A 12,415-nucleotide genomic window follows, 5' to 3' on the forward strand; every position below is an offset into this window, starting at 1 on the left:
CGTCCATACCGGCCACACCCGGTGAAAACCCTCTTTGGATAGGGCTTTCTGCAACTGTTCCTCCGTCAGGCTGAAAAAGACCCGCTCCAGAGACAGGTGCTGGGTACGGTGACATAACAGAGCCTGTTTTTTCACTTCCACCCATTCCCCGACATCCAGTACCGTTGTAACCGGCAGAGAAGGCAAAGCCTGTCTTAACTGCAAATGTTCCCGCACTCCCTGCTCCCAGGCATAATAGTAGAGACGGGCCGGCCGCTCTTCCTCCGGCAGGCTCCAGAAAGCCAGGGTGGCAAAATGACTGATGGCCCGGTGGTCAACATGGCCGCTGATGCCATCCGGCCCGAAGGTCACCAGTACTTCCGGCCTTTCTTCCTTGAGCAGTTGCACTATTTTCCCCACAATTTCGGCCGGGTTAGCCAGCAGTACCTCCTTATCCCGATAACCCAAAAACTCCACCCGGCTGATTCCTAACACCTCAGCCGCTGCCCGCAGTTCCCGTTCCCGCACTTCTCCCAATTCTTCCTGGCGACAAAGAGGTGGGTCACCGCATTTACCCGCTTCCCCGCGGGTAGCGCACACCAGCACCACCCGGTGTCCCCGCCGGGCATAGCGGGCAATGGTGCCACCGGCCCCAAAGGATTCATCATCCGGATGGGCCAGCACAAACATTAATGTAGCCATCATCCTCACCCCCGATTGGTAAGATAGACGCCTCCAGCTACCAGGAGGCCACCTATAAGCTGGGCCTGTTGCAAGGGCTGCTGCCAGACCAGCCAGGATAAGAGGGCAGCAAATACCGGTATCAGGTTGAGAAAAACAGCGGCCCGGGCCGGCCCCAGGCCCTGTACTCCCTTATTCCAGCCGATAAAGGCCAGCACTGAAGCAAAAATCCCGATATAGAGGATGCCAGTAATCACCTCTGGCCGCTGCCAGGGCAGGGCCATGATATTGATTTGCCCCAGTTCCCAGCCTGCCACCGGATAGAGCAACACAGTTCCAATAGCTGTACTCCAGGCGGTGGCACTCAATACCGGTATTTCCTTCATCACCTGGCGGCTGCTGAAAATATAGACTGTCCAGATGAACAAATCCAGCACCATGGTCAGGTCGCCCCAGTTCAAACCCAGCCGGGTCAAGCGCTGCCAGGAACCCTGGCTCACTACCCAGACCACCCCGGTGAGAGACAGGCCCAGCCCCAGCAGCTGGCGGCGGTTCAGCTTCTCCCGAAACAGGAAATAGGCCAGGGCAGCGATCACTACCGGATTAGCACTGCTGATCAAGGCTGCATTGGTCGGAGTAGTATACTTCAAGGCCAGATACACCAGGGAATTGAACAAAAATACCCCGCTTATCCCCATTAACAGCAAATGCTTTCGGTATTTTTGTACCTGGGGCCAGGCCAGTTTTTCCTGCCACCAGGCCCAGGGCAGCAAAATCAAGGAAGCTACTGTCCAGCGCAAAGCGGCCAGGGTCCAGGGCGGAATCATTTTAACCAGGAATTTGCCAAAAACGAAATTACCGCCCCAGAGCAGGTTGGTTAACACCAGTATCAGCATGGCCAGACGGTTTTTGTTCAATGCTTACACCTCCAGTAAAGAAAAAAGCACCCCTGTTAGGATGCTACCATGTTACCATTCTATAATAGCTATTATATCATTCCCTGTACCCAGTACAAAATCCTAATGTCATCCTTTTTCCCCGCAATAACCGCAAACCCCCATCCGGGGAGAATTGACTACAGGTAGCATCATATCCTCACCACATTCATGTTCCTCGCCACATTCAGTACAATAAAAGGCATCTTCTTTATAAATACAGCAACTGCACAATTGAACCGCCGGTCTCCCACACTCTACACAAACAAACTCAGGTGGAAGGTTGCGGGCCATTAGTATTACTTTTTCTTTGCGCTTTGCTCCTGTCTTTGTTGATATTACCTTTAATTTTAATACTGTAGTTGAGCCAAAATCATATTCATGTATAAATTCAAGTCCTTCATACAAAACATCATTCAACTTCACTTTCATACTCTTATTTCTTCCAAACATGATATCTGGGTCAGGGTCTGAATCATAAATTTTGCCCTCAATTCTGAATCTGCTCAAATGACCACAACACTCCAGCCACCTGTCTCTTAAAAACTGATCCAGATCCTTTAAAGAAGCTTTCGCAGACACATCCAAATACATACAATATTCTTTCTGATAGTAACCCTGAACCTGGACCCAATAATACACCTCTTCCCCGGGCTGAGTTTTTTCTTTTCTAACCTCACACTTCTCCAGATGCCTCTTGATGGCAACCTTTCCGAAAAGTTCCCCACAATAATTACATTTGATACCTTCATTTTTCTTCTTCATTTTATTCCTTCCTTCTATTTCCTTTGTGTTTACTTTTACACCTTTTAGCAGTATTTTATCAAATTCACCTTGCCATTTCCATGGTTTATTACTCTTTTATATCATTAATTACCATTCCCAATCAACCAGTTGCACTTCAATGATATATCGTTCCCTGAGCCGCCGTATCCTGTTCTGGGGAGTGACCCCTTCCAGCACCCCTCCCTGCAGGCGAAAGGAGGAAAAAAGCAACTCTTTGGCCTGCCCCTGCCAGTAATATATGATCCGGATGCCTTTTTCTTCCTGCCAGGCCTGCTGCAACAGGCCCCTGATTTTTTCCCTGTCCGCTTCCTCCAGTCTTTTCCAGGGCGGTTTGCCTGCCTGTTCGTGAATAACCAGTTCCCGCATTTCCGGCAATAACATGCGATGTCCCTCCCACAGCTTATTCCCTCTGTCCATAATGAATCCCCGCCTCAGTCAAGGCCCCTCCCCGCATGATGCTGTAACGGCCAAAGCGTTCCCGAATCAGATCACAGGTCTGGTTTAACCGCTCCAGTTTCAGCTTTTCCCCGAAAACATCCAGCTGCAAGGCGGTTTTGGGGCGCAATTTAGAAAGGCCCACTCCTACCAGCCGTACCCTTTTCCCTTCCGGCCAGTAGCGCTCCAGCAAAGTGCAGGCCTGGCGGTAAATATCCTCGGTCAAATCCGAATATTCCCAGAGGCTGGCCGACCAGGAATAAAAATGGAGTTCACTATCCCGCAGGGTCAGGGAAACGGTTTTGCCTTCATATCCTCCCTGACGTACCCGCCGCCCTACCATTTCCGCCAGTTCCAGAATCGCTGCCCTCAACTCCCGGTAACTGGCATAGTCCCGGGGCAAAGTCATCTGATTGCCAATGGATTTGGCCGTTTCCAGGGACCCCGGACTGACCGGGCTGTAATCAATACCATTGGCTGACATATGTAATACTCGCCCGATGATGCCAAACCGCCGCTCCAGCACCTCTACCGGGAAATTGGCCAGGTCACCGATGGTCTTGATGCCCAGAGCCTGCAATTTCCGCTCCGTTCTGCTACCCACGCCAAATAGCTCCCGCACCGGCAGGGGCCAGAGCCGCCGGGGCACATCTTCCCCGCGCAGCAAAGTTAAACCATCGGGTTTTTCCAGTTCTGCCGCCATTTTGGCTACCAGTTTATTGGGCCCAATCCCGACCGAACAGGTCACCCCCACTTCCTCCCGAATCCGCCGCTTCATCTCCCGGGCCACTGTCAGAACATCCCCGAACAACCCCTCACACCCCTTGAGATCAACAAAAGCTTCATCAATGGAAAAGGGCTCCACCAGCGGCGAATACTCCCGGATGATTTGCAGGATGCGGCGGGAGAAAGCCAGATACTGGCCATAGTCAGGACGGACATAGATACCATGGGGCAAAAGGGTTCGGGCCTCCCAGGCAGTCATCCCCGTTTTGACCCCGTATTTTTTAGCTTCATAGGATGCTGCCAGCACAATCCCGCGCCGCTGCTCCCGGTCCCCGCATACCACCACCGGCTTACCCCGTAAGCCCGGGTCCAGGGCCTGGTGAACCGAAGCGAAAAAGGCGTTCATATCGATTAGTAAAATAGTGGGCTCCAATCCTACCGCCTCCTCTGAACAAATGTTCCATCCCAGGTCTATTATACTTTTTGAACATCTGTTCTGTCAAGCCCCAAAATAAAACAGAGGTTCGCACCTCTGTTTTATTGCCGGGCACACTCCCCTGTTTGTCCCTTCATAATCTCAATCCCATGGGGCAGGGCGGGCAGGATAACTTCCAGGCATTCCTGTACTGCCTTGGGACTGCCGGGAAGGTTAATGATCAGGGACCGTTTCCGCTGCCCGGCTACCGCCCGGGACAGCATGGCCCGGCTGGTTTTTTTCAGGCTTTCCATCCGCATCACTTCTGCAATTCCAGGAACCAGACGGTCTATCACCTGCAGGGTAGCATCGGGGGTAACATCCCGCGGCCCAAGCCCGGTGCCACCGGTGGTGAGAATAAGATCCACTCCTCGTTCATCTACCAGCCAGAGCAGCTTTTCCTTAATTACTTCCAGCTCATCGGGAATCACCAGATATTCTGCCAGTTCTCCGCCGATTTCTTCCACCAGCTCCCGGATGACCTGGCCGCTCATATCCTGGCGCTCCCCCCGGGAGCCTTTGTCCGAGGCGGTCAACACCGCAAAGGTGAATTTAGCCATCCTGCAGCACCTCCACCTGGTCCCCTACCTTGATGGGACCACCGGTCAGGATTTTGACAAAAATCCCCTCTTTGGGCATGACACAATCCCCCGCCTGATAATAAATAGCGCAACGGGTGTGGCACTCTTTGCCGATCTGGGTTACCTCCGCCACAGCCTGCGGACCCAGGCGCAATTTGGTGCCCACCGGCAAGCTGAGCAGGTCAATCCCTTCTGTGGTCAGGTTTTCGGCAAAATCTCCGGGGCCTACCTCCAGTCCCAGCTGCCGCATTTTCTCAATGCTCTCCAGAGCCAGCAGGCTAACCTGGCGGTGCCAGGGTCCGCCATGGGCATCTCCGGCCAGACCGAAATCAGGCACCAGTTCCCCGGCACCCACATTTTTCTTGCGCATGCCTTTTTTCTCACTGATACACACTGCTACTATTTTCCCCATTGTTCTTCCCCTTCCCGTAGATAGTGGCCGCTTTTGCCCCCCGTTTTTTCCACCAGGCGAATTTCGCCGATAACCATGTCCTTGTCCACGGCCTTGCACATATCATAGATGGTCAGAGCCGCAATGCTTACTGCCGTCAGGGCTTCCATCTCCACTCCCGTTTGCCCGGCCGTCTTGACCCGGGCCTCGATCAGCACCCGGGAATTGTTTTCATCCAGCTGAAAATCCAGGCGCGCCCCGCTGATAAAAAGAGGATGACACATGGGAATCAGGCTGGCAGTAGCCTTGGCACCCATGATGCCCGCTACCTGGGCTACAGCCAGCACATCCCCCTTGGCCATTTTCCCCTCCTTGATCAAAGCCAGGGTCCGGGGGTGCATTCGTACTTCCCCGCGGGCTACCGCCTCCCGCCGGGTCACTTCCTTGGCAGAAACATCCACCATACGCGCCCGGCCCTGGGAATCAAAATGGGTCAGTTCCACCGCTTCACCCTCCTATCTGAAACATTTTGCGCTCATTTTCACCCCAGCCCGTTTCCCCCATGCTGTGGGCCTGGGGCTTCTGGCCGATGACATCCTGAAAAATTGCCACCAGTTCCTCGAACCTGGCCCCCTGCCGGAGGGGGGTTTTGATATCCACTTCCCGTCTGGCATGGAGGCAAGGTCTGAGCATCCCTTCGGCTGTCAGGCGCAGACGGTTACAGGTGCCACAGAAATGCTGGCTGATGGGGCTGATAAATCCCACCGTCCCCCGGTAACCCGGCACCTGATAATAGCGGGCCGGTCCCCAGCCGGCAATCCTGGGCCCTGGTTCTAAGGTATAGCGACGGCCCAGCTGCAAAAGAATCTCTTCCATCGTCAGACGGCGCTGATGGGCCCAGGCATCGGCCGTGCCAATAGGCATCAGCTCGATAAAGCGGACGTGCAATTCCCGCTCCCTGGTTAGTTCCACAAAATCAAACAATTCATCATCATTGAAGCCGCGCATGACTACCATATTGAGCTTCACAGGAGTGAGACCATGCTCCAGGGCCGCCGCCAGCCCCTCCCAGACTTTTTCAATTTGTCCCCCCCTGGTCAGTTCCCGAAACCGGTCAGAGCGCAGGGTATCCAGGGAAACATTTACCCGGTTTAACCCGGCAGCTTTCAGTTCTGCTGCCAGAGGAGCCAGCAAAACCCCATTGGTGGTCAGGGCAATATCGTCTATGCCGGGAATAGCCTTGAGCTGGCGGATAAACTCCACCACACCCCGTCGGACCAGGGGCTCACCGCCGGTAATGCGGATTTTGCTGATACCTACTGCCGCCCCGGCTCGCACTATTTCAGTGATTTCCTCCAGGCGCAAAATGTCCTCATGTTCCTTTAGCTCCACTCCGTCTGCCGGCATGCAGTAAAGGCAGCGCAAATTGCAGCGATCAGTAATGGAAATGCGTAAATAATTAATTTCCCGTTCAAAGGTGTCCTTCATCTCAGGTCCCGCCTTCCCAGCGGTCCAGCAGGAAGGCCTTTTCCGGCCGTACCAAAAGCCAGACCTGTTCCTCCTGTACCGGTTTAAATTGCAACTGATAAAGTTCAGCCACTTCCTGACTGCACCAGGCCCTGGGCCACAGCCCCGCCATCACTGCTGCCGCACCTTTAAGGAGATGACTCTCCTCCCTGCCCGGTTCCGGGCCAGGCTCGCTCTCCCGGTAAGCCCAGCCCATCAGCCGTTTTCCCAGCAACCGGGCGGGAAAAGCAGCCGGGGGCTGTTCTCCCGCCCAGAGAGTTCCATGAACTTCCCCCCGGCTGAGGGCGAGAAAACCGGCCTGGGAGCCGGTGGGGTAATAGCCCACTTTTTGCCCTTGCTGAGCCAGTTCCAGCAACTTTTCTTCAAAGGGCTGCCAGTAAGTACCGCCAAACCACCACTGTTCCTGGATTTCCGCCAGGGGGCGGAAAAGCTGGACTTCCACTTCCGTCCCGGCTTCAAAGCCCTCACTGAGGCGCGGAACCACCAGCAAACCATCGGCCTGGACCAGGGAAGAAATGGCTCCTGCTCCCCGGCCCAGGGGCACAGCGACCAGCTCCGCTTCCTGGGCCAGCAGTTTAACCCGCACAAACTCCTCCTGGCCCAGGGGAGATACCACCTTGCGGACCAGGCGGGCCCGGGCCGTCGCCCGCCCTGGCAACTGCCCGCCCCGCAGCAGTTCCAGCACCGGTTTCACGAAAAGTTCACAGGTAAGGGCCGCGGATACGGGATAACCGGGCAGACCGATCACCGGCTTACCCTGAACCTCGCCCAGAATCACCGGTTTGCCGGGCTTGATGGCTACCCCGTGACTGACCAGGGTGCCCAGTTCCGCAATCACCCGGGCGGTAAAATCCTCGGAACCGGCAGAAGAGCCGGCATTGATGACTACCAGGTCATAGTTTGCTGCCGCTTCCGCCACCCTGGCCTTGAGCAGCTCATAGTCGTCAGGCAGAGCGGGTTGCCGTTCTGCCACTGCATCCCATTCCTCGATCAAACCGGCCAGCAAACGGGAATTGAATTCCAGGATATCCCCAGGCTTCACTTTACTCCCTGGTTCCACCAGTTCCGTACCGGTGGGGAAGACGGCCACCCGGGGCCGGGCCCGTACTTCTACCTCAGTTACATTGGCAGCCAGCAAAGCCGCCGCCAGGTATGGAGTAATGCGATCCCCCGGCCAGGCCAGCACTTCACCGGCAGCAATATCCTCCCCTACCAGGCGTATGTGCTGCCAGGGCGCAGCCGCCCCATTGATTTCCACATACTCTCCCCGGGGAGTCGCCTGTTCAATCATTACCACTGCATCATAACCGGCGGGAATCACATCCCCGGTATCCACATAAACCGCCTCCGACCCCACCAGGAGCCGGGCCGGTTTGGTCTCGCTGGCCCCAAAGGTGGTTTCCGCTCTGACCGCATACCCATCCATAGCTGAAGCCGGATAATGGGGATTGGCCAGCTGGGCCCGAATGGCCCTGGCTACCGTCCGGCCCAGGGCCTGTTCTACCGCCAGCCGCTCTGGAAGCAGCGGTCTTACCCCTGCCTGCTCCAGCTGGCTCAGATAATTGGCCAGGGTTTCCTGCCGCGGTAAATTATCCAGATAGACTTTCTTGCCCAAATTTAACCCTCCTCAAACAAGCCGATACTGACCAGTTCCCCGGCACTGATGCCATCCTGTTCCAGAGGAATGCGCAAAATGCCATCGGCTTTGACCATGGTGGATAATAGGCTGGATTTGCCCAGAATGGGGACTGCCCACAATTCCCCCTCCCGCCACTCCAGGGCACAGCGCACATGATCCTCCCGGGCCGGACCGGAGAGGACATTCCGCTCCAGCCGGGCAGTGACTGTCAGTCTGCCTTCCCGGTCCCGGTAGGGAGCAGGAGCGGGTAGCCCCAGCAGAGCCCGTAAAATGGGGCGCAGGAACAGGTCAAAAGTCACCATCGCCGAAACCGGATGTCCGGGTAAACCCACCGCCAGTTTCTGGCCACAGCGGGCCAGAATAGTGGGCTTGCCCGGCCGCACCGAGATGCCGTGCACAAATACCCCCGGTTCCCCCAGGGAGGCCAGCACTTCCCCGGTAGCATCCCTGGTTCCCACCGAACTGCCCCCGGAAACGATCAGCACATCATTTTCCTCCAGGGCCTGGCGGGCCACCGCCAGCAACTGCTCTTTCTGGTCCCGGATAACACCATACAGCCGGGGTTCACCCCCCAGTTCGTCCACCAGGGCATAAAGGGTATAGGAATTCATATCCCGCACCTGGCCCGGTCCCGGTTCCTGTTCAGGAGCCACAATCTCGTCTCCGGTGGAAATCAGAGCTACCCGGGGTTTGACCGCTACCGTAACCTCGGTGATGCCCAGCCCGGCCAGCAGCCCCAGATCCTGGGCCCGCAGGCGCCGTCCCGCCGGCAATACCTCCTGACCAGGAGTCACATCCTCCCCCGGCCGCACCACATTTTCCCCCGGCGCTACCGGTTTCAGTACCGCCACCATTCCCGGTGCCATTTCCGTATATTCCAGCATCACAATGGCATCCGCCCCCTCAGGTAACATGCCACCGGTGCTGATGGCCATGGCACTGCCGGGCGGCAGGGGCCCGGGAGGGGCCTGTCCCATCAAGACCTCCCCCACCAGGGGCAAAAAGACCGGCAAATCCTCCGTAGCCCCGAAGGTATCCGCTCCCCGCACCGCATAACCATCCACGGTAGAACGGTAAAACCCCGGCACTGCCGTCGGACTGACTACCTTTTCTGCCAGCACCCGGCCCCGGGCTGCCAGCAGGGGCACCCGTTCCGGGCGAGGGCGAAAGTCTTGCAAATGTTGTTCCAATCTGGCCAGTGCCTCTGGCACAGTGATTACCTTCCCGAACTCAGCCATATAAACCTCCTAGAAACAGCCCAGCTGACAGGCCTTAATACGAATTCCCAGTTCATTGCATATTTTCCCCACCAGTCCCTTTTCTACGCCCAGCTCTTCCGCCAGAGCCCAGGCCTGGGCACAGGTGATTCTGCCTTCAGGCGCAGCTTCTTTTAATAATTGCCGCAATTTTTCTACCTTGTCCATCTTTCTCCCTCCTGTGATCAAAATAAAACAGCCGGCTTCCCGGTGTCAGCCGACTGTTTTCCTTCCATCCACAGCAGACTGTTCCTTTCCACCGGGAGGCAAAAGGGTTTCCCCCTTTACCCTCGAGCCTCAAGCATGGCTCTGGCCAAAGGCCTTGGGCAAACAGCCTGTAGGTCCTTTGACTCGGAACATAAGTTAAATTATGGTTGCCGCCAGCTCAGCCAGCTCTGACCTTTCCCCTTTGGTGAAGACCACATGGCCGGCGATAGGCTGGTCCTTGAATTTTTCGGCCACAAAAGTGAGGCCATTGCTATTGGAATCCAGATAAGGATGATCCACCTGGAATGGATCACCGGTTAAGACTATTTTAGTACCTTCTCCCACCCTTGTCAAAATGGTTTTAACTTCATGAGGGGTCAGGTTCTGGGCCTCATCCACAATAACAAACTGATGAGGGATGCTGCGGCCCCGAATATAGGTTATGGCTTCCAGCTCCAGCTGGCCCCTTTCCTTGAAATAGCGCAAAGTGGTTTCAATACTGGTAGGTTTGCTGTCCTTTTCCTTTTTGCCTTCTTTGACTCCACTCAGTATATATTCGATATTATCATAAATGGGACTCATCCAGGGACGCAGTTTCTCATCCTTCTCCCCGGGCAGAAAACCGATATCATTGCCCAGGGGCACGATGGGCCGGGTTACCAGCAATTTTTTGTAATCCTCTGTTTCTACCACCTGTTCCAGACCGGCGGCAACAGCCAGCAGGGTCTTACCGGTTCCGGCCTGGCCTACCAGAGTCACCAGTTTGATGTTAGGATCAAACAGCAATTCCATGGCAAAACGCTGTTCCTTGTTACGGGCTCTGATGCCAAAAGCATCTTTGTTGCCATAGCGCAAAGGCACAATCGCCTTTTTGCTATGGTCAAACCGTCCCAGAGCAGACTGTCCCGTCTCTTCACAGAGCAAGGTAACAAACTGGTTGGCAACCAGCTCCCCGCCGGTGAAATCAACCAGCTGTCCCTCCTGATAGAACCGATCAATCTGGTCTCCTGCTACCTTAAGGGTAGTGGTACCGGAGTACATCTCTTCCACATTGACCCGGTCGGTTTTGTAATCCTCGGTCTTGATGCCCAGGGCATCAGCCTTGATGCGCAGGTAAATATCCTTGGTCACCAGGGTAACTTCCCGTTCCGGATATTTGTCAGCATACATTTTGGCCAGAGCCAGGATGGAGTTATCCGCTTTGTGGCTTTTGATTTCCGGGATTTTGGGCAAATCGATGGCCAGTTCCACCCGCAGGAACCCTCCACCAGGAGTGGGAATGCCTTCATGCAATTTACCGGATTGGCGCAGCTGATCCAGAGCTTTGGCAACCCGCCGGGCATTGCGCCCCACCTCATCCATGCGTCTTTTCTGTTCATCCAGCTCCTCAATCACCAGCAGGGGTAAAACCACCTCATGCTCCTGAAAGCGAAACAGGGATTGCGGATCATGCAGCAAAACATTGGTATCCAGTATGAAGAGTTTTTTCAAGCCGCCTACCCCTTTCTGTATCTATTTCCTGTTAAATTCGCCATCAGCTGCAGTTTTTCCTTCCTGCCTGAATATTATTTCTTTTTTCGCCATCTTTACGCTTATCGAAAAACAGCTTATAATATAACTGTAAATACGACATCCTCGTATGGATGGTCGTAAGCTGCCCTATAAGTTCTCCATGATTAAGGACGTTCGAAGTTCGAGGTTGAAGATTGAAAGGGACAGTAGTAAGCTATACTACTGTCCCTTTATTTGTCTATTCTTTTCTGTGCCAGTAAGTAAACCTCATCATCTGCCCTGGCAGAAATAATAATAATCTTCATAACCTCTTTTTCTCTTACCAGCTTATATACCACTCGAAGGCCAAGCCTTTTTAACTTGATTTTGAAGTAACCGGCAAGTTTTATGCTATTTTTGTTCCCTAGCGGTATACCATATCCGCCTTCGTTCTGCGGCAAGGGGTTACTTGCAACCTTGTTAATGGCTTTTAGCACCTGTAAGCGCTGGCTGTGGTCAAGGCGCATCAAGTCCTTGATTGCTTCTTTCAAGTATTCTACCTGCCACATAGTTATTCTATCTCCACATCTACATTTTCTAAATCCGTGCTAATTATACCAAGATCAGATAAAACTTTTTCCTGAGGGATAAAATCATCCTCTTTGGCTTTTTCCATACGCCTTTCGGCTTCCAGCAGCAGACGGTACTCCTCTATAGCTTCAAGCATTTGTTCATACAGCTCAGGCTTTAAAAGCACGCATGCCGGAGTGTTATTTTTCACCACAATCTTAAATCCCGTTTCCCTGACCTCTTCAAAGATTTTATTAGCCTCCCCTTTATTAAACCTGGAAATTGGCACTAGAGAATTTAACACCCTGCTTACGGTGATTTTTTCAAACATAATATCAGCCCCTTTCATAATAGACTTCCTGAAAATATTGTATGTTTGATTGATAAATTTGTCAATATTTTTATTGATATTTCTCTCCTGCCGGAGAATATAAAAATCGCCCCTGCACAGGGGGCGATTTTCGCTTTTCGTCCTATTTTTTCTTTTCCACTGACAGGGCACAATCAGGACATACGGTCTGACAGATGCCGCAGAGGATGCATTTTTCCATATCAGCCACTACGGCCGGAGTCCCATATACACCCAGGGTTTTGGACCAGGAAATACAGGAAACCGGGCATTTTTCGATGCACAACCCACAGCCTTTGCAAAGGCGCGGAAAAATGGCCCACTGCCCTTTTTGTCCTTCGTGGATTTCAACCTTCTTCAAGTAGTCCACTGTTTTTTCCCTCCTCG

16 protein-coding genes and 1 riboswitch are annotated in these 12,415 nt (G+C 53.9%); all 16 genes read right to left on the minus strand.

Annotated features, from left to right (window positions below; translation table 11 throughout):
- The coding region (locus ULO1_RS09960) for a PIG-L deacetylase family protein (protein WP_159446882.1) at positions 1–681 on the minus strand (681 nt) is incomplete at its 3' end.
- 5 nt (positions 682–686) lie between these two features.
- Positions 687–1,577 carry a DMT family transporter gene (locus ULO1_RS09965; protein ID WP_079906327.1) on the minus strand — a complete coding sequence of 297 codons (891 nt, stop codon included), beginning with the start codon at positions 1,575–1,577 and terminating at the stop codon, positions 687–689.
- Between the two features lie 108 nt (positions 1,578–1,685).
- On the minus strand, positions 1,686–2,360 hold the full coding sequence (locus ULO1_RS09970; protein WP_078664682.1) for a hypothetical protein: 675 nt from the start codon (positions 2,358–2,360) through the stop codon (positions 1,686–1,688).
- A 108-nt stretch (positions 2,361–2,468) separates the two neighbouring features.
- Entirely contained in the window at positions 2,469–2,798 is a 330-nt protein-coding gene (locus ULO1_RS09975; RefSeq protein WP_143311930.1) for a hypothetical protein, read from the minus strand.
- Positions 2,782–3,975, minus strand: coding sequence for a DNA polymerase IV (gene dinB / locus ULO1_RS09980; protein ID WP_079906325.1), 1,194 nt, complete (start codon positions 3,973–3,975; stop codon positions 2,782–2,784). The genes ULO1_RS09975 and dinB overlap by 17 nt, the downstream gene beginning before the upstream one ends.
- A gap of 104 nt (positions 3,976–4,079) precedes the next feature.
- A complete protein-coding gene (locus ULO1_RS09985; protein ID WP_078664684.1) occupies positions 4,080–4,577 on the minus strand; it encodes a molybdenum cofactor biosynthesis protein B in 498 nt (165 codons plus the stop codon).
- Positions 4,570–5,010: an MOSC domain-containing protein gene (locus ULO1_RS09990; protein ID WP_078664685.1), complete on the minus strand. Its 441-nt coding sequence runs from the start codon at positions 5,008–5,010 to the stop codon at positions 4,570–4,572. The genes ULO1_RS09985 and ULO1_RS09990 overlap by 8 nt, the downstream gene beginning before the upstream one ends.
- A complete protein-coding gene (moaC, locus tag ULO1_RS09995; RefSeq protein ID WP_242947935.1) occupies positions 4,998–5,453 on the minus strand; it encodes a cyclic pyranopterin monophosphate synthase MoaC in 456 nt (151 codons plus the stop codon). The genes ULO1_RS09990 and moaC overlap by 13 nt, the downstream gene beginning before the upstream one ends.
- Positions 5,454–5,496: 43 nt before the next feature.
- Positions 5,497–6,477 carry a GTP 3',8-cyclase MoaA gene (gene moaA / locus ULO1_RS10000; protein WP_079906323.1) on the minus strand — a complete coding sequence of 327 codons (981 nt, stop codon included), beginning with the start codon at positions 6,475–6,477 and terminating at the stop codon, positions 5,497–5,499.
- 1 nt (position 6,478) lies between these two features.
- A complete protein-coding gene (locus tag ULO1_RS10005; RefSeq protein ID WP_078664688.1) occupies positions 6,479–8,131 on the minus strand; it encodes a molybdopterin-binding protein in 1,653 nt (550 codons plus the stop codon).
- A gap of 2 nt (positions 8,132–8,133) precedes the next feature.
- A complete protein-coding gene (gene glp / locus ULO1_RS10010) occupies positions 8,134–9,393 on the minus strand; it encodes a gephyrin-like molybdotransferase Glp (protein WP_079933492.1) in 1,260 nt (419 codons plus the stop codon).
- Positions 9,394–9,402: 9 nt separating this feature from the next.
- Complete coding sequence (locus tag ULO1_RS14955; RefSeq protein ID WP_174182999.1) at positions 9,403–9,579, minus strand: hypothetical protein; 177 nt, start codon at positions 9,577–9,579, stop codon at positions 9,403–9,405.
- Between the two features lie 65 nt (positions 9,580–9,644).
- Positions 9,645–9,780: riboswitch (molybdenum cofactor riboswitch) on the minus strand.
- On the minus strand, positions 9,775–11,109 hold the full coding sequence (locus tag ULO1_RS10015; protein WP_078664690.1) for a PhoH family protein: 1,335 nt from the start codon (positions 11,107–11,109) through the stop codon (positions 9,775–9,777). It overlaps the preceding riboswitch by 6 nt.
- Positions 11,110–11,360: 251 nt before the next feature.
- Entirely contained in the window at positions 11,361–11,678 is a 318-nt protein-coding gene (locus ULO1_RS10020) for a type II toxin-antitoxin system RelE/ParE family toxin (RefSeq protein ID WP_079933493.1), read from the minus strand.
- Positions 11,679–11,680: 2 nt separating this feature from the next.
- A complete protein-coding gene (locus ULO1_RS10025; RefSeq protein WP_078664760.1) occupies positions 11,681–12,010 on the minus strand; it encodes a type II toxin-antitoxin system Phd/YefM family antitoxin in 330 nt (109 codons plus the stop codon).
- Between the two features lie 142 nt (positions 12,011–12,152).
- Complete coding sequence (locus tag ULO1_RS10030) at positions 12,153–12,398, minus strand: ferredoxin family protein (protein WP_078664692.1); 246 nt, start codon at positions 12,396–12,398, stop codon at positions 12,153–12,155.
- Between the last annotated feature and the right edge of the window lie 17 nt (positions 12,399–12,415).

It is taken from the genome of Carboxydocella sp. ULO1, assembly GCF_002049255.1.
In the GTDB taxonomy this organism is placed as follows: domain Bacteria; phylum Bacillota.